Annotated in this window: 15 protein-coding genes; 10 read left to right on the forward strand and 5 right to left on the reverse strand. The window is 46.3% G+C overall.

The window, feature by feature from the left end; all coding sequences use genetic code 11:
• The first annotated feature begins 103 nt into the window (after positions 1-103).
• From MKX75_RS08380 to odhB, 6 genes are all read left to right on the forward strand, one after another.
• Positions 104-892 carry a DUF3891 family protein gene (locus MKX75_RS08380; protein ID WP_339169299.1) on the forward strand — a complete coding sequence of 263 codons (789 nt, stop codon included), beginning with the start codon at positions 104-106 and terminating at the stop codon, positions 890-892.
• Positions 893-1,076: 184 nt separating this feature from the next.
• Positions 1,077-1,586: an 8-oxo-dGTP diphosphatase gene (locus MKX75_RS08385; RefSeq protein ID WP_339169300.1), complete on the forward strand. Its 510-nt coding sequence runs from the start codon at positions 1,077-1,079 to the stop codon at positions 1,584-1,586.
• A gap of 291 nt (positions 1,587-1,877) precedes the next feature.
• The gene (locus MKX75_RS08390; RefSeq protein WP_062833408.1) at positions 1,878-2,363 is read left to right on the forward strand and encodes a GNAT family N-acetyltransferase; all 486 of its coding nucleotides are present in this window, start codon (positions 1,878-1,880) and stop codon (positions 2,361-2,363) included.
• A gap of 53 nt (positions 2,364-2,416) precedes the next feature.
• Positions 2,417-2,851: an NUDIX domain-containing protein gene (locus MKX75_RS08395; RefSeq protein WP_062833409.1), complete on the forward strand. Its 435-nt coding sequence runs from the start codon at positions 2,417-2,419 to the stop codon at positions 2,849-2,851.
• A 633-nt stretch (positions 2,852-3,484) separates the two neighbouring features.
• Complete coding sequence (locus tag MKX75_RS08400; protein WP_339169301.1) at positions 3,485-6,358, forward strand: 2-oxoglutarate dehydrogenase E1 component; 2,874 nt, start codon at positions 3,485-3,487, stop codon at positions 6,356-6,358.
• Between the two features lie 5 nt (positions 6,359-6,363).
• Positions 6,364-7,635, forward strand: a complete 1,272-nt coding sequence (odhB, locus tag MKX75_RS08405) for a 2-oxoglutarate dehydrogenase complex dihydrolipoyllysine-residue succinyltransferase (RefSeq protein WP_339169302.1) — start codon at positions 6,364-6,366, stop codon at positions 7,633-7,635.
• 126 nt (positions 7,636-7,761) lie between these two features.
• Here the strand turns inward: odhB and MKX75_RS08410 are convergent, their stop codons facing one another.
• From MKX75_RS08410 to MKX75_RS08425, 4 genes are all read right to left on the reverse strand, one after another.
• Positions 7,762-8,742 carry an alpha/beta hydrolase gene (locus MKX75_RS08410; RefSeq protein ID WP_339169303.1) on the reverse strand — a complete coding sequence of 327 codons (981 nt, stop codon included), beginning with the start codon at positions 8,740-8,742 and terminating at the stop codon, positions 7,762-7,764.
• A 41-nt stretch (positions 8,743-8,783) separates the two neighbouring features.
• Positions 8,784-9,761 (reverse strand): type I phosphomannose isomerase catalytic subunit, encoded by a 978-nt coding sequence (locus MKX75_RS08415; RefSeq protein WP_062833413.1) that lies wholly within the window; start codon positions 9,759-9,761, stop codon positions 8,784-8,786.
• A gap of 189 nt (positions 9,762-9,950) precedes the next feature.
• Positions 9,951-10,535 (reverse strand): class I SAM-dependent methyltransferase, encoded by a 585-nt coding sequence (locus tag MKX75_RS08420; RefSeq protein WP_339169304.1) that lies wholly within the window; start codon positions 10,533-10,535, stop codon positions 9,951-9,953.
• Positions 10,536-11,489: a TIGR01212 family radical SAM protein gene (locus MKX75_RS08425; protein ID WP_076330245.1), complete on the reverse strand. Its 954-nt coding sequence runs from the start codon at positions 11,487-11,489 to the stop codon at positions 10,536-10,538.
• A 318-nt stretch (positions 11,490-11,807) separates the two neighbouring features.
• On the opposite strand from MKX75_RS08425, the gene MKX75_RS08430 reads away from it, so the two are divergent.
• Together MKX75_RS08430 and trmB are read left to right on the forward strand one after the other, a co-directional pair.
• A complete protein-coding gene (locus MKX75_RS08430) occupies positions 11,808-12,008 on the forward strand; it encodes a hypothetical protein (RefSeq protein WP_036610190.1) in 201 nt (66 codons plus the stop codon).
• A 152-nt stretch (positions 12,009-12,160) separates the two neighbouring features.
• On the forward strand, positions 12,161-12,916 hold the full coding sequence (trmB, locus tag MKX75_RS08435) for a tRNA (guanosine(46)-N7)-methyltransferase TrmB (protein ID WP_076330246.1): 756 nt from the start codon (positions 12,161-12,163) through the stop codon (positions 12,914-12,916).
• A gap of 118 nt (positions 12,917-13,034) precedes the next feature.
• On the opposite strand, the gene MKX75_RS08440 is transcribed toward trmB, so the two are convergent.
• Positions 13,035-15,287, reverse strand: coding sequence for an AraC family transcriptional regulator (locus tag MKX75_RS08440; protein WP_339169305.1), 2,253 nt, complete (start codon positions 15,285-15,287; stop codon positions 13,035-13,037).
• 398 nt (positions 15,288-15,685) lie between these two features.
• Here MKX75_RS08440 and MKX75_RS08445 point away from each other — a divergent pair, with 398 nt between their 5' ends.
• Both MKX75_RS08445 and MKX75_RS08450 read left to right on the forward strand, forming a co-directional pair.
• Positions 15,686-16,591, forward strand: a complete 906-nt coding sequence (locus tag MKX75_RS08445; protein WP_017689672.1) for an ABC transporter permease subunit — start codon at positions 15,686-15,688, stop codon at positions 16,589-16,591.
• 30 nt (positions 16,592-16,621) lie between these two features.
• Positions 16,622-17,551, forward strand: coding sequence for a carbohydrate ABC transporter permease (locus MKX75_RS08450; protein WP_082762701.1), 930 nt, complete (start codon positions 16,622-16,624; stop codon positions 17,549-17,551).
• The last annotated feature ends 76 nt before the right edge of the window (positions 17,552-17,627 follow it).

Raw genomic sequence — 17,627 nt, forward strand, 5'->3', positions numbered from 1 at the left:
TCCATAATGCCTTTCGTCAAAATGGAGTGAAAAGCAACTTATAGGAAAGTTTAACCCAATTTATGTTAAAGTCAACGTATACCATGCGGAAGGGTGACAGCAAATGATCATATATGAGAGAGAGCATGATTTTGTTTTGACCGCACAGCATGAGCATGGATTAGTAGCCGGAGAAATGGCTTCCCATTGGAAAAGTGAATTGCTTGCCGATGCTGCGCATCGGGATGATTTAATCCTGGCGGCGAGAGAACATGACCGTGGCTGGATCGAACTGGATTCATCTCCGTTCTGGAATGATTACAGTCAATCGCCGTATTCGTTTCGTGATTTTCCGCTGCGTCCGCGTTTTGTATTCTACCATAAAGGCATTGAAGAAGTTCGGCAGAAAAACCTCTACGCCGGATTACTGTGTAGCTTGATGTATACGGAGCTATTTCAGAAAAATCTGGGGGCCAATGCTCAGGATGATGAAGACATCCGAGATTACCTGAACGAAGAGCTTGAACATCAGTTGAGTTGGGAGAAACAGCTTGGTGGCGATGCTGAAGCACTGAAACGAAGGCTGCAAAGCGATGTGGAAATCATGTTATTCTGTGATCAGCTCAGTCTGTTTCTCTGTATGGAGGAACCGGGAACACCTGCTGCACGTTATGATTTTTTTGCAGAAGGACTCAGTTGTACGTTTGATGCCTGTTCCAGACAACCAATTCAGGCAGAGTGGTTATCCAATGAGAAAGTGGGCCTGTCTTTTTTCCCGTTTGATGAAGACTTTACGGTCGTTTTACCCTACAAATCGGTACCGAAGGCAAGTATCCGCAAATTTGGTATGCAGCAGGCTTATCGTCGGGCGGAGTGGAAGGAACGTCGGGTGTTGATTACGGAATTGAAGTGAGAACTCGAACATCCGAGCTCGAGGAGTGCACAGCTTAGAATATCACAAAACAGGCGGGCTTCTGATGTACAGGGCGTCCGCCTTTCGTATGCATATATCATGATGGAATAAAGAAGGAAAACATAGGTTATTCCCAGAAATGTTAGTGTACAGCAGAGAAGCGCACGTTAGCAGGAGGACGATTATGAATACCAGAATAGAGATATTAACGATGTGTATGGTATGGGACAAAATGAATGATCAGGTGCTGCTCATGAATCGGCCGGATCGCAAAGGATTTCCGGGATACATCGCACCTGGAGGAAAGGTAGATTTTCCAGAGAGTATCGTGGATGGTGCCGTGCGAGAGGTTTTGGAGGAGACGGGACTAGCAGTTAATGAGATTACGTATAAAGGACTGGATGAGTTCTGTGATCCCGAACAAGGATTGCGGTACATGGTATTCAACTATTTGGCAACTTCATTTGAGGGTCAATTATTGCAAGATCCGCCTGAAGGCGAACTGTTATGGGTGCCTATGAAGCAGGTGTTCGATTTACCTATGCAGGATTGGTTTGCTGAACGTATCCCGCGTTTTTTCCAGGCGGGTACCTTTGAGCGGAGCGTGATCTGGGAGAAGTCATACGGACGTACTCTGCAAGAAACATTTATGGTGTATAGCGATTCGGTTCTTGAACAGAGTGAAGTTAGATAAGCCGATAGAAAGGTTGGATACAGCATGTAAAATTTCCATTACATGATGGATCATATTGTATCATCCCTATCTATATATTTATATCCATATATTATGATATAATGAAGTTTACTTTTTTTATGGGAGATGACGAGAGACATTATCAAAATCAATCCGGATCAGAAAGTGGTTAATAGATTGAGTGAACTAGTTTGTTGGAACGAAGAATAATATATTTGTAGATTCGCCATACATAGGCTTCTGCAAACATGACGTAAATGAATATTGTACGATGAAAAGGTGGAGATTGGCATGAAATTGTCGTTCCGGATTTTGGACTGGGAAGAAGAGAAACCGTATGAGCTCTTATTGATGGCTGATCCTTCAAAAGCGATTGTTGACGAATACCTGAGCCGGGGTGTTTGTTTTATTGCCGAATATGAAGGAGAGATGGTTGGGGAGTTCGTATTGTTGAAGACTCGTCCGGAGACTGCGGAGATTGTTAATATTGCCGTACAGGAAGAACTGCAGGGACAAGGTGTAGGCAAACATATGATTAAGGAAGCGATGGAAGCTGCGCGGAGACTGGGCTGCCGAATTCTCGAGATTGGGACAGGTAACTCAAGCTTTCATCAATTGAAATTATACCAACGTTGTGGTTTTCGCATTATCGGGGTCGATCGCGACTTCTTTGTGAGGCATTATGAGGAAGAGATTATAGAGGATGGCATCCGCTGTGTAGATATGATTCGTATGGCCATAGATCTGGATGCTGTTACAGAGGATGAGAAGAAATAGGAGATATTCGCTGGGAGTAAGGACCATCTTACAGACGAGGGGAAGAGATGTAAGTGCAACGGTATACGCATATTGGGGTATATGGCTTGGTCGCTTGGGAGCACCAATTCCTGTTGATTCATAAGGCTCGCGGAGCATATCAAGGGAAATGGGATTTACCAGGCGGAAGGCTGGAATTTGGTGAGCGGCCAGAAACTGCTCTTCATCGTGAGATTGAAGAAGAAACGGGCCTAACCCATTTACAATTGGTAATTCGTTCTGCGGAGTCTAGTCTACTTGAATGGGTGCATCAAGGTGAGCCGGAAGAGTTGCACCACATCGGGATGTTGTATGATGTCGTTTTGACCGCAACCAGTCAGCCGAATCGTATCAAAAAGCAACCCGATGGTGAAGATTCATTGGGCGCAGAGTGGTTTACACTGGAGCAGGTTAGAAGTCTTTCCCTAACGCCGTTTGCAGAGTATATGATTAGTCAAAGTAGAGCTTGATGCGCATCATCAACTATATTGTTGACTCAAACTTGCTGTATGCAAAGAAGCTGCTCGGATCGTTTATGTCTGGGCTGGCTTTTTTCTGTTGAGCTTCTGAAGAAAAAACCAATTATTTGTTGAATGTGATGTCAATTGGTTAATGTTTAACTTGACGGTTTGTTTTTGAACATAATGGACCACAATTCAATTAAGGAGGTAAAATGGGGGATCGTATGCCTATTTGCTGTAATTAATCGTTCGTTGTTCTACTCAAATTGCTCGATTTATTCGATTCATCTAATTTATGCATCAATTGAACTAAAAATAGGAAATGCTCCTGAGCGTAAAAGTTTATAGAATAGATATTAGAACACGGACTTCACTTGAAGAAGAGGAGAAGGTGTAACCTTCGAACGGATCAGGACAGTATTCGACATCTGTGCGACGGTATATACAATCATTGTTTTACTTTGATTTTGAAAACGCAGACAAACCTTGACGGGAGCGTCGGACTAACGTTACTACCACCAACAGCACGATTATTGGACTTCATGAAAAATTTCGCTTAAAATGTTGAACGAACGCAAATTACGGCTTAGTCAATGATTTCCGTCAAAAACTTATGACTAAATCAAGACGGAGGGAACGTCGATGACGATCGTGGAAGGCAACAAGAAGCCCTGGGAAAGTTACTATGGCCCCAATATGGGATACGTACAGGAACAATATGAATTATTCACTCAAGACCCTGGTTCGGTTACACCGGCCTATCGGGAATTATTTGAACAATGGGGTGCACCGCCGATGTCTGGCACAGATGCACGTACAACTTCGAATTTCGGCAACGCCCAATCGGCTTCCGGAAGCGTAGACATTCAATTATTACAGAAAGCGGTTACAGCGGGCAAACTGGTATGGAATATCCGTACGTATGGTCATCTTGCTGCAGATATAGATCCGCTTGGAATCAGTGAAGATACAGATACATCTTTGCTGGAGCCCCAGCATTTTGAATTAAACGAAGAAGATCTGAAAGCTCTACCTGCTTCCCTGATCTGGGAAGGTGCAGATGGGCAGACAGCAACCGGATGGGATGCAATCCAGCGCTTGCGCCAGATTTACACTGGACCCATGGCCTATGAGTTCAGTCATGTGCACGAAGTTCAAGAGCGTGAGTGGCTGAATCGCCGTGCGGAATCTCGGACATCACCTGCCCCGCTTACGCCGAAGGAACGCAAGACGTTGCTGGAGCGTTTGGTGGAAGTCGAGCAGTTTGAAGATTACCTTCACAAAACTTTTGTTGGGCAGAAACGTTTCTCCATCGAGGGTAACGATGTGCTTGTACCGATGCTAGATGAGGCTGTTCGCATCATGGCAGAAGCCGGATCAAGCCACATTTTGATGGGGATGGCTCACCGTGGGCGGTTGAATGTACTGGCTCATGTATTGGGCAAACCGTACAGCAAGATTTTCTCTGAATTCCATCATGCTCCGAATAAAGACATGGTTCCATCGGAAGGTTCAACCGGAATTAACTATGGTTGGACGGGGGATGTCAAATATCACATGGGTGCCAACCGTTTTGTGAAAGACGGTGAGACTGTGCAAGCCCGTCTTACTTTGGCGAATAACCCGAGCCATCTGGAATACGTCAATCCGGTTGTACAAGGGTTTGCGCGTGCGGCTCAGGATGACCGTCGTGACCCTGGGTATCCGAAGCAGGACGTAACGAAGGCAGCCACCATTTTGATGCATGGTGACGCAGCATTCCCTGGAGAGGGGATCGTTGCAGAGACGCTAAACTTCAAAGCTCTGCCAGGTTATCAGAATGGCGGAACTATTCATATTATCGTTAACAACCGTCTGGGCTTCACTACAGATAGCAGTGATTCCCGTTCAACGTACTACGCAAGTGACCTTGCCAAGGGGTACGAAATTCCGATTGTACACGTGAATGCGGACAATCCGGAAGCGTGTATTGCAGCCATTCGTATGGCGGCAGAGTATCGCAATCGTTTCAAAAAGGATTTCCTGATCGACTTGATCGGTTACCGTCGTTACGGCCATAATGAAACGGATGATCCTGAAACGACGCAACCTACCGTTTATGACAAGGTGAAAAACCATCCAACGGTAAGCCACTTGTATCAGGATCACTTGAAGCAAGAATCGGTTATCGATGATGCGTCTATTGCGAGCATTCGCGATGGAGTAATGAACAAATTAAAAGAAGCTTATGACCAGATGAAGAAAAATGAAGTACATGAATATTACCAACGAAAAATCAGCGAGCCGGAAGCTGTTACGATTACGCCAACTGCGGTACCACTGGAAAATCTGCGCAGCATTAATGCCGATCTGCTGAAATGGCCTGAGAATTTCAATGTGTATCCGAAGTTGCAGCGGATTTTGCAGCGCCGGAGCACTTCCCTGAACGAAGGGGAAAAAGTGGATTGGAGCCTTGCGGAGACACTCGCATTTGCAACCATTCTGGCAGATGGCAAGCCAATTCGGATTAGTGGACAGGATGCCGAGCGTGCTACATTCGCTCATCGGAACTTGGTGTTGCACGATTCGGAGAATGGAGCAAAGTTCTGCCCATTGCATCACTTGCCACAGGCAAGAGCATCCTTTGCAATCTATAACAGTCCGTTATCAGAAGAATCCGTTGTTGGATTCGAATACGGATATAACGTATATTCACCAGATACACTGGTTATCTGGGAAGCCCAATTTGGTGACTTTGCCAACTGTGCACAGGTTATTTTTGACCAGTTTGTATCAGCCGGTCGCGCCAAGTGGTCTCAGAAATCCAGTCTGGTTATGTTACTTCCACATGCGAATGAGGGTCAGGGACCTGAGCATACAAGTGCTCGTCTTGAACGCTTCCTGCAGCTTTGTGCAGAAGACAACATGACGGTTGCCAACTTGTCGAGTGCTTCCCAGTACTTCCACTTGTTGCGCCGTCAAGCTTCGTTGACTGAAACGGAAGATGCTCGTCCGCTTGTGATGATGTCACCGAAAAGTCTCATTCGGAATCCGCGTGTTGCTTCACCAGCAGTCGAATTCAGCGAAGGCAAGTTTGAGCTTGTGCTGGAGCAAGCTGGACTGGGTACACAGCCGGATCGCGTGGAGCGCATTATTTTGTGCAGTGGCAAGATTGCCATTGACCTGGAAGATGCTTTTGAAAAAGATAAAGCAGATTGGTCATGGCTTCATATCATTCGAGTGGAACAGCTGTATCCGTTCCCGGCAGAAGAGATCAAACGTGTACTCGCACGTTTCAGCAATGTAAAAGAGCTGGTATGGGTGCAGGAAGAAAACAAAAACATGGGTGCCTGGACATACATGGAGCCTCGTCTTCGTGAAGTCGCCCCGGAAGGCACAACCGTTAGATACGAAGGTCGCCCGGAACATGCAAGTCCTTCCAGCGGTTATCAACTTGTGCATAGTATGGAACAGCAACAGATTATTACATCTGCGTTGAAGCAAACGACGAAGAATAATATTCCACTGGGGAGGTAACAGCTGTGAGTGAAATTAAAGTACCTGCAATGGGTGAGTCAATAACTGAGGGAACTGTATCCAGATGGATGGTCAAAGAAGGGGATACCGTTAATCAGGGTGATGTGCTTCTTGAACTGGAAACGGACAAAGTAAATATCGAAATCAGCGCAGAAGAAAGTGGCGTGCTGGAGAAGATCATTCGTCAGGAAGGGGAGACGGTAGAGATCGGTGAAACGATCGGTACACTCTCGGCTGGTTCTGGAGGAGGAAGCGGTGCACCCGCTTCCGAAGCGGCAGCAGCTGAAGAGAAGAAGGCCGCTACTCCTGCACCTGAAGCTCCAACACCACCGGCACCTGTTGCGGCAGCACCAGAGTCATCCGATAGTGGCAAGACAGCTTCACCATCTGCCCGTAAATTGGCACGTGAGCGGGGTATCGAGTTGGATCAGGTTCAGAGCAAAGATCCGATTGGACGGGTATACCAGGATGATGTGAAGAGCCATAGCAATCAGGCGCCTGCTCCTGCTGCTCCACCTGCAAGTAAAGCTCCAGCAGCACCAAGTGCTCCGGCAGCGGGTAGCTCCACCTATACCAAACCAGTTGAGCGTCAACGCATGTCTCGTCGCCGTGCGACCATTGCCAAACGTCTGGTAGAGGCTCAGCAGACAGCAGCTATGTTGACTACGTTTAATGAAGTAGATATGACTGCTATCATGGATGTACGTAAACGCCGTAAGGACAAGTTCAAAGAGAAGCATGAGATTAACCTGGGCTTCATGTCCTTCTTCACCAAAGCAGTTGTGGGCGCTTTGAAAAAATTCCCGACAATCAACGCAGAGATTGATGGCGAAGATGTTGTGCTCAAAAAGTATTATGATATCGGCATCGCCGTATCTGCGAAGGAAGGACTGGTTGTACCGGTTGTACGTGATGCAGATCGTCTGGGCTTTGCCGAGATCGAGAAGAGCATTGCGGATCTGGCATCCAAAGCTCGTTCCAACACGCTGGCATTGTCTGATCTACAAGGTGGAACGTTCACCATCACCAATGGTGGAACATTTGGTTCCTTGTTATCTACACCAATTCTGAATACACCTCAAGTGGGTATTCTGGGGATGCATAAGATTCAGCTTCGTCCAGTGGCAATTGATGCAGAACGGATGGAAAATCGTCCGATGATGTACATCGCGTTGTCCTATGATCACCGGATTATTGACGGCAGTGAAGCCGTACGTTTCCTGGTGACCGTAAAAGAACTGCTTGAAGACCCGGAATCGCTGTTAATTGAAGGTTAATCCATAAGGTTTGATCATAGCTATTATTCATATTGTTTAACAAGAAAGCCCCTGAACTGGAGCGCAGCGTGAGCTGTACATCCGATTCAGGGGCTTCTTGTAATTGGTTATACAGTTTTCAGATCTTTACACAGTGTCAGCCATCTCAGCATGGCTCACTGCATCGTCGTGTTCACTAGAGTTAGGTGTATTCCGCTCTAGCCAGCTCACAACGTGCTGAGCCACTTCTGTTCGGTTGATCTCATGCAGCATTTCATGGCGTCCATCCGGATACAGGCGATACTCAATATTCTCCAGCTGAAGCTTCTTATACTGGGAGACCAGATTAAGAACGCCTTTGCCATGAAGACCGACAGGGTCCTTTTCACCTGAGAACAGGTAAACGGGTTTGTGTTTGGGTATGCGCTCCATATTGTGTGGAAGATGTACTTCAAGCAGCAATTTGAAGAAGTCGCGGAAAAAGCCTGCTGTACAGACTGCTCCGCACAGGGGATCATCAATGAATCGCTGAACCTCTTGTGAGTCCCGGGACAACCAATCAAATGGTGTCGTTGCAGGGCGGAAAGAGCGGTTAAATCCACCAAATACAATCGCATTAAGTAGCATGCTGGGATGAGTAGCCCCCTGAATGCCACACTGCAAGAAGGCCAGTTTCTCTCCAAACCGGAGAAGACCACGTCTGCCATTGGTCCCGGATAAAATAAAGGCATGGTACCGCTCATGACCAGCGTACATGAGATGCTGTACCAAGAACGAGCCCATACTGTGCCCCATTAGAAACAGAGGCACCCCAGGGTTCTCCTTGGCGGCTACTTCGCCCAGATTGATCATATCACTTGCCATCCAGCGGAAGGCATCGATTCCAGCATTACCGAGCAAGCTGGCATTCTCCACGGTTTTGCCATGACCCCGATGGTCATTGGCATAGACCGCGTAACCGTGTCGGGTAAGAGTGTCGGCAAACTCGGCGTATCGGGCCGCAGTCTCACCCATGCCGTGTGCGATTTGCACGACGCCCTTAACATTGCATTCCTGATCGGGAAGCCAGCGGTACACATGAATACGGGTACCTTCACTACCGACCAAGGCAAAGGTAGATTCCTGCATCTCCTGTAATTCCTCCTTCACAGGTTACATATAAGCTTGATTTATGGCAGATAAGAGCGAAGAACAGTGGTATTTCCATCTAATGTATAAGAACCCAGATTGGCTGGCAAGAGATAACATTGTCCGGCTTTCAATTCAATGTTGTCTGATTCAGCATGTGCCCACGACAGCGTTCCTTCGCCTTCACAGACAACGAGAATTGTGAAGCTATCAGGATTGGTGGAGAGTTCCCAGCGTTCAGTCACGATGCCTTTTTCAACCACAAAATAAGGGCATTCCGCAAGCTTGAGCCATTCACCAGGAGTAGCGTTGTTTGTTTTCATCGTTGAGGCACCTGCGCCCTCATAGGCGGTTACATTCAAAGAGTCTTCAACATGCAACTCACGTGGCTTGCCATCCAGCCCTGGACGATTGTAATCGTAGATCCGATACGTCGTATCCGAGTTTTGCTGAATCTCAGCGACAACCACACCCGCACAGAGCGCATGTACCGTTCCTGCAGGGATAAAGAACGTATCACCAGCTTCAACAGGAACCTGACGAAGGGTATCCATCACCGTACCGTTCTCCAATGCTTCTTTCAATGTTGCACGGTCCACACCTTCATTTAAGCCATAGATGATGTGTGCGCCCGGTTTTGCGTCGAGTACATACCACATTTCTGTTTTGCCAAGCTCGCCAGGAGGAAGTGCCTCGTACTCGTCTGTCGGATGAACCTGAACGGACAGGTCATCGTTACAGTCGAGCAATTTAATCAAAAGGGGGAAGCGTCCACCTTTTTCGGAAACGCCTTTGGTTCCAAGCCATTCGGTGCCCAGTTGTTCACGAACTTCATCCAGACCCTTGCCAGCAAGTGCTCCATTTAATACCTTGGTTGTACCATTGGGATGATCTGCAATCATCCAGCCTTCTCCAATATGTCCTTCAGGGGGCGTAAGGCCAAATTGCTCCAGCGCACGACCGCCCCACACACGTTCTTTGAATTCAGGTTGGAATTGTAATGGGTATGGCGTAGACATCAGTAATCTCTCCTCTAGTATATGAAATGGTGGATCGCTTTAATCAGTCATGGGCATGTAGTCGCCATGAACAAACAAGTGAATACGTTTGCATATGTGTATGTAGAACACAGATCGCAGTAAGAGAACGCCAGTAATGGCTCACCTTGCGACTGTGTCTAGTTTATTGTATTTGGTGAACAAAGGAAATTATTTTTTCTCGATTCCGATCAGAAAAGGAGAAGTCTCTCGCTGTAATTGGCGATACATCACGACCTGTGCCTGTTCTACCGGCAGGGCAGAGGACCATTCCAATACAGCTTCTGCTTCCTGTGCCCCTCCGTCATGACCGGGGTAGAGCACAACCGTAATGATCCCGCGAGGACGTAATAAAGCGAGTGCGGCTTCGAGTGCAGCGATGGTGCTGTCTGTCTCGGTGATGATCGAGGAATCTGCACTTTCTGAAGGCAGGTACCCCAGATTGAACATGACCGCCCCAACTTCACCAACCCATGACTCAGGCACCGCTTCTGCCATGCGATCATGGCTCAGTTGAAGCATGGAGATGGAGCCAAGCTTGGCTTCGTCGTCTTGTTTTCGTATACGTGCTTGTGCCAGCGTGAGAGCTTCACTTTGAATATCAAATCCAATGACTTGACCACGTCTGCCTACTTGTTGTGCCAAAAATAGTGTGTCTGCTCCTGTGCCGACGGTTGCATCTATGGCCAGATCACCTGGCTGCAGACGGGAAGCAATCCACTGATGCGCACAGCTGAGAACTGAAAGAAAGCCCATCTATGCTCGCCTCCAATACTTACCTTGCCAGGAATCCCGCTCTCGCAGCTCACGATCAATGGAGTTCAACACTTCCCATTTGTTCATAGACCACATCGGTCCAATCAGCAGATCACGCGGTGCGTCCCCTGTAAGGCGGTGTACAATCATTTCCGGTGGAAGCATCTCCAGTGTATCTACGATCAGCTTAATATACTCGTCCTGATCCAGAAAACGTAAAAGACCGGCTTCGTATTGCTTTACCATTGGTGTTTTGCGCATCAGATGCAGCAGGTGAATCTTGATGCCCTGTACATCCATGTTGGCGACGGCACGTCCAGTATCCAGCATCATTTCATGCGTCTCTTGAGGCAGACCATATATGATATGTGTGCACACACGTATATTCCGTTTGCGCAGTTTCTCAACGGCTTCTTCGTAACACTTCGTGTCGTGCGCCCGATTGATCAATGTCGATGTGGAATCATGGATGGTTTGCAGCCCCATCTCAACCCACAGGTAGGTGCGCTCGTTCAGTTCAGCCAAATAATCAACGACGTCATCTGGCAAACAGTCCGGGCGAGTGGCGATGGACAAACCAACAACACCGGGTTGCTCTAGAATTTCTTCAAAATATTCGCGCAGCTCCTCAACCGGAGCATACGTGTTGGTATAGGCTTGGAAGTAGCCAATATAATGGGCTGTAGGCCACTTGAGATGTTGTTTATCTCTTATCGTATTGAACTGGGTGACCAGATCTTCACGTCTGCTACCAGCAAAATCACCTGATCCACGCGCACTGCAGAAGGTGCAGCCACCTTTGGCAATTGAACCGTCACGGTTCGGACAGGTGAAGCCGGCATCCAGCATCACTTTGAAAACCTTATTGTTAAATTGGTCGCGCATCTCGTAATTCCAGGTATGGAATCGTTTATCTCCCCACAGAAGAGGGGGCTGTAATGCAGGTGCATTCATCTTTAAGGTACTCCTTTGGCAGTCGAATTACAGTAATCATACGTGAACAAAAGAAGAAGCGCTATGCGATTTCCGTCAATGACGATCGATAGCGATTATTGGTGTCTTCATGAACATGTATCATTGTATCAAAAAACTGAAAAAAAAGGGAATCGAAACGCAAAAATAGGCCGTAAAATCAAGGTTTTCTGCTTGCTATAGTTTACACCTTGTGTTATATTTAAATCAACGTCAGACACCATCTAATGGGTATTATTCATCATAGCATTTGAATCAACGTTGACGTCATGGACCATACTATACCGTGAGGTGATATGAATGAATTCCCAAGTTAAAAACAATGAATTGAATCATGTGTCTGTTGAATTGACGGCAGAAGAAGCCCTGGCATTAACAGGTGTTCGTTTTAATGGAAATCCGAAAGTGAAAGCGGCTGCAAGACAAAAAGTTCGCGATGCTTTCGAAAAGACATTTGATTTTTCACACCAAGATAAGGTAGACTATGAACTACTAAAGTAGTTGGACCCCAATTCCAAATAAATCGAAGAGGGAATCTTTGAGATTTGCCCAAAGTGGCAGATCCGAAGATTCCCTTTTCATTGCTCTTTACAATTTGCCGGTTCTTCGGCAAAATAAGTCTGAGACAAGTATGGGACAAACGGAGGAATAAAATGCGTTTACGTGGCAGAAAAGGGATAAGAGAAAATCTGGAGCAACAAGTCGATCTTGTTGTACTGGACCCCAAGCAGCACAAAGGAAAATGGTCGGAACTGTTTGGCAATGACCATCCGATCTTCGTGGAATTTGGTATGGGTAAAGGGCAATTTATCAGCCAAATGAGTTATAAATATCCGGAATTCAATTTTATCGGTATTGATATGTATGATGAACTGGTACGACGTGCCAGTGAGAAAGCTCGTAATGCATGGAGTCAGGCTGATGTGGAGACACCTCCGAACCTGAAGCTTGCGCTGGCGAATATTGAACAGATTGAAGAAGTTTTTGAGCCGGAAGAACTGGAACGCATTTATTTGAACTTCAGTGATCCTTGGCCAAAAGCAAAGCATGCACGCCGTCGGTTGACGCACCCGCGTTTCCTGAAGAAATATACGGAACTGCTTAATCCAAAAGGACAGATCCATTTCAAAACCGACTCGGAGACACTGTTTGATTTCTCACTCAACGCCATTTCCGACTTTGGTCTGCAAATGACGAATCTGTCTTTGAACCTGCATCGCGATGGACTGAATGAAGAGCATGTAATGACCGAGTACGAGCAGAAATTCATGGGCAAAGGCATGAACATTCACCGCGTTGAAGTGATCGTTGGTGAAGAGGCCTTGCGTGATTATCAGCAGATACGTCTGGACAAGTATAAAGTTCGTGAAGCTTCGGATGAGTCTGGCGAAGATCAGGAACAGGAATAAAATTAAATTGATACAAGAAGAGCGACTAATGAGGTGAATGGTTCATTCTCATAGGTCGCTCTTTTTTTGAATTTACAATCGATGTACATTACTCCATAAACTCAAGTCTGGTATGATTTCAAAAGTTCTCTGAATGAAATTCTTTGCGGCGATAATCGTTTGGTGTAACACCATTGAACTTTTTGAACATGCGGTAGAAATAGGAACTGTTGGTGAACCCGGTTCTCTCGGCAATATCGGCAACGGAGTTCTCTGTCTCTACCAGCAAATGCTGAGCTTTGGCTATCCGTGTTTCGTTAATCACATCCGTGAGCCCTTTCAGGGTGAGCTGTTTGTAGAGTCTGCTCACATAGATGGGCGACATGCCCAGTTCATCTGCAATTGAAGTTAGACAGAGATTGGGATCGGCATAGTCCCGCTCGATAATGCCATTGATTTTACGAATCAACTCTTCATGCTTCAGTGTGCGTTTCTCCTCGACTTTGGAACCAAGCTCATCAAACATCCGATAGAAGTGTTCATGTACTTCACTGATGTCTTCAGCGTCTTTAACAGGCAGCATTAAACCATCGGAGACTGAATTAAGCGTGAGCTGATTGTTCTTCTTGAGGGTATTTCGTACATGATTCAATGTCATCGTCAGATGGGATAAAGCTAGCTGGAAGACGGTAAACGGATAGGCGGCTGTCTCGCCGACGATGTCTGCATAGACTTGTTTGGCTTCTCTCGTCTTGCCTGTCATTAGATAATCGACAAGTTGTCTTTCCTTACCTGCCGGGAATGCGTATTCTTTCGTGTGATAAGCCATGATGTCAGCGGTATAGATTAGACAGCCTGGTCCCATGAACAAACGATGCAGTGAAGCTTCGGCTGATCTGGTGTAGGATGCAATACTGTCTTCCAATGAATCTTCTTCCGTGCCGATGGTGCAGGAGATGGAGCATTTTAAATGGGTCATTACAGCAGCCTGCATCATACGTAGCAATTCTTCGATCCGGTTAGGAGCAGGTTGGCCAAGTTGAGGGATTTCTTCTTTTTCATTGAAGATGAGTGTAATCAGATCGCGGCCCATGTCCACCGCTTCCGCATTATAGTGGAGATCAGCCGTCTCGGTGCATATGTTCATCATGGCGTATTTTACAAGCTGGGTCTCGTCACGATACGTTTCATTGAATTCGGTAAAATGGTCAATCCGCAGTAATACTAGCCTGGAAGCACGTTGAACGTCAATGGAGGAACCATAGAACTTCATTCGTTCTTCCAGCATACCTCCGGTTACTGTTTCACGACCCTGCAGAGCTCCTCGCAGAAAATCCTGCCGTAACAAATGAAGACTGCCACGTCGCTCTGCTTCCATCACACGCAAACGAACAAGCACCTTATCAATGGGATGATATAGTTTTCTGGACACAAGGTAAGAGAGCAGCAAGCCTGCGATGAGAAGTCCGACACAAAACAGAACGGTATGTGTACGCATACTCCGTATATCTGAGGTAATCAGATCATACGGTGTTATTCTCACATAACGCCAGCCCAGGTCATCGGGAGCGGTGTACGTAATGAGTGATTTTTCTCCGTCGACCTCTTCCGTAAAGTAAGCAGACTGCTGCATGTCCTGCATGATCGGCTGCATGAATGCTTCGCTGGAGAGATTTTTCATCAATGCACGGTCGCCAAAGTCAGATAAAAGGTCTCCATTCTCATTCACGATAAAGGTCTTGCCTGGTTGATCCACAGCATTCATATTCGGACTGAGCCAATCATCCTTGATATTAACGATGACGGCATAGTTTAGTTTGGCATTGTCATTGATTGTGTCATAACAGAGATAGGTGTAGCTGTTAACCTCTGTCTCTTCGGTAGAACCGACCTGATATGTACGCGGGATGGGCACAAAAGGTTTATAGTCATGGAAGCTCTGAAGGATACTTGTAATCCCCTGATCGTCGATCTCCGCGAAGGACTGTTGCCCATTGCGCACGTCGGAACTGATAAAGAACTCATTGCTTTTGGAGTTATATACATAGATGGATTCGATAAAAGGAAGGGACATACGGTAGTTGTCGAGCTGCTCCATCGCCGATGTGATCTCATAGATATTGGGTTTGGAATAGAGCAGTAATGAAGAGATGGTGTAGTCTTGATAAATCTGATATGACAATGATTTTGCAGTCTCGGTCATTTTGGCCACTTCACGGCTGGTTTGAGTAAGACTGTTCATATCTGTCCGATATACTTGGCGAAGAGCAATACGATTATAATTGACGTACAAAATAGAGGAAGCCACAAGCAAGGTAGCGACAGTGCTGATAATAATGCCGATCAGAATTCGTGTAAAGACCATCTGACTGTCCTCTGAACGTTTACGCATTCCCTTTCCCCCTCGGACCTCCTGTATTGGGTGAACAACGTAGAACTTCATATACATACGCTAGATTTCATATATGGATGAGCAGAAGAGCAAGAGTATCTTGAATTATATATTATGTATGCGTTTACATCAATGCTGAACAGGCCGTTTTGTCTGTTTTCTCTATATAAAGTTCAACTTTCGCTGGATTGTTCACTAGGTTTAGCCTATGCACGATATCAACATTTGTGAACGGATGTGTGTTCATTTCATGGTTCGTTCGTTTTGTTCATAGTTCATTTCGCAGAATCGTTCATTTTCTGACGGGAAGCTTCAGTATCGATGAGCGGAGCGAGCATCTACAATAAAAAGAGAGCTCCACCAGGCAGCACCGCAAGAAATTCGGGAGGGATCGAGCCATGCTCAAAGAATTGAACAAGAACAAAATCATGTTTCTGATGCTGTTGCCCACGCTGATCTTTTTTCTGATTAACTCGTATTTTCCGATGGTCGGCATCTATTATGCGTTTACCCGGTATGATTTTGAAGGAGGATTATTCGGCAGTCCATTTGTCGGTCTGGAGAACTTTAAGTTCCTATGGCAATCGGGAATGCTGCTGAAGCTCACAACCAACACCGTGGGTTACAATCTCGCCTTCATTATATTAGGAAACGGTCTGGCGATCTTCTGTGCGATCATGCTTAGCGAAATCCGGGGCAGGTTATTCAAAAAAATTACGCAATCCGTGATGTTCTTGCCGTATTTCATCTCGTTTGTACTATTGAGTGTAATCGCTTACAACATGTTTAACTACGAGTCGGGTTTCGTGAACACGGTGCTCAAACGTTTCGAGGCTGGCCCGGTCGATATTTATAACACACCCTGGATCTGGGTGTTCCTGATCATCATCTTTTATCTTTGGAAAAATCTTGGATACAGCATGGTCATCTATCTGGCCGCTATAACGGGGATCAGTGACGAGTATTATGAGGCTGCCCGAATCGACGGGGCCAATATTTTTCAGCGAATCTGGTACATCACGGTACCGATGCTGAAGCCAACCTTTGTCATCCTGTTGTTGTTCTCGCTTGGCAGCATTATGAAGGGGCAGTTCGACCTGTTCTATCAACTGATCGGCAACAATGGGGTATTGTACAACGCGACAGATATCATCGATACGTATGTGTATCGTTCACTGAAAGTAACGTTTGATATCGGGATGGCAACTGCTGCCGGTTTGTATCAGTCGTTATTCGGATTCATTTTGATCATGACCGTCAACTATATTATCCGCAAAGTCAATGAGGACTACGCCTTGTTCTAGAACGCCCGCAGGGCAGGAGGGAGAACGATCATGAACACGCCAATGAATACTCACACGCGTGCGAATACGCGTCTTAGAGATTCCGAATTCACCTTCATGTTTCAACTAATTGCCTACAGTGTCATCATCATTTTATCGATCATGTGTTTGATACCGTTTCTGCTCATTCTATCCGGTTCATTCAGCAGCAACGAGTCCATTGTGAGGGATGGTTATCACCTCTTTCCGACGGACTTTTCCCTGGAAGGCTACAAAATGGTGTTCAAATTCCCGACCCAGGTACTCAAGGCTTATGGGGTAACGGTCTTTACAACGGTGGTGGGGACTACCCTTGGACTTTTCCTCATCACAATGGCCGGATTTGTGCTCCAACGTAAGGACTTTAAGTATCGAAATACCTTCTCGTTTTTTATCTACTTCACAACGTTGTTTGGTGGGGGACTCGTGCCTTGGTACATTATGCTGGCGAACTACTTCAATCTTACGGATACCTACACGGTACTGATTTTCCCGGGGTTGATGACGCCATTTCTCATTATCCTGATGAAAAACTTTATTCGTTCAGCTGTGCCGGATGAGTTGATTGAGTCCGCCAAAATTGATGGAGCGAATGACTTCCGCATCTATTTCAGCATAGTGTTGAAACTGGCGATGCCTGGTATCGCAACCGTAGGTCTGTTTCTGGCACTAGGGTACTGGAATGACTGGTTTACTTCATCCCTTTTCATTAACAACCCGGATATGTACCAGCTGCAATTTTATCTCTATAACACGATGAACACGATTACTTTCATTGACCAGATGGCAATTGGCACAGGGATTACGCTCAGTCAGGATGTGCCTACGGAATCAACCAAGATGGCGATGGCTATCGTTGTGACGGGACCAATTCTGTTCCTGTACCCGTTTGTACAACGTTATTTTGTTAAAGGACTTACCATTGGTGCAGTGAAAGGTTAGAACGTGAACACGCTGTGAGTATCAGGCTTCTGGCATCATCTCCGGTCTGAAGCATGGCGAGTCTGCGCTAACATAT

The sequence above is a fragment of the Paenibacillus sp. FSL R5-0341 genome, from assembly GCF_037975235.1.
Taxonomy (GTDB): domain Bacteria; phylum Bacillota; class Bacilli; order Paenibacillales; family Paenibacillaceae; genus Paenibacillus; species Paenibacillus amylolyticus_A.

Coding starts and splice junctions, on each gene's coding strand:
- MKX75_RS08445 (WP_017689672.1), top strand. CDS start 15,686: ATGCTCAAAGAATTGAACAAGAACAAAATCATGTTTCTGATGCTGTTG.
- MKX75_RS08400 (WP_339169301.1), top strand. CDS start 3,485: ATGACGATCGTGGAAGGCAACAAGAAGCCCTGGGAAAGTTACTATGGC.
- MKX75_RS08430 (WP_036610190.1), top strand. CDS start 11,808: ATGAATTCCCAAGTTAAAAACAATGAATTGAATCATGTGTCTGTTGAA.
- MKX75_RS08390 (WP_062833408.1), top strand. CDS start 1,878: ATGAAATTGTCGTTCCGGATTTTGGACTGGGAAGAAGAGAAACCGTAT.
- MKX75_RS08410 (WP_339169303.1), bottom strand. CDS start 8,742: ATGCAGGAATCTACCTTTGCCTTGGTCGGTAGTGAAGGTACCCGTATT.
- MKX75_RS08415 (WP_062833413.1), bottom strand. CDS start 9,761: ATGTCTACGCCATACCCATTACAATTCCAACCTGAATTCAAAGAACGT.
- MKX75_RS08380 (WP_339169299.1), top strand. CDS start 104: ATGATCATATATGAGAGAGAGCATGATTTTGTTTTGACCGCACAGCAT.
- MKX75_RS08450 (WP_082762701.1), top strand. CDS start 16,622: ATGAACACGCCAATGAATACTCACACGCGTGCGAATACGCGTCTTAGA.
- trmB (WP_076330246.1), top strand. CDS start 12,161: ATGCGTTTACGTGGCAGAAAAGGGATAAGAGAAAATCTGGAGCAACAA.
- MKX75_RS08420 (WP_339169304.1), bottom strand. CDS start 10,535: ATGGGCTTTCTTTCAGTTCTCAGCTGTGCGCATCAGTGGATTGCTTCC.
- MKX75_RS08440 (WP_339169305.1), bottom strand. CDS start 15,287: ATGCGTAAACGTTCAGAGGACAGTCAGATGGTCTTTACACGAATTCTG.
- MKX75_RS08425 (WP_076330245.1), bottom strand. CDS start 11,489: ATGAATGCACCTGCATTACAGCCCCCTCTTCTGTGGGGAGATAAACGA.
- MKX75_RS08385 (WP_339169300.1), top strand. CDS start 1,077: ATGAATACCAGAATAGAGATATTAACGATGTGTATGGTATGGGACAAA.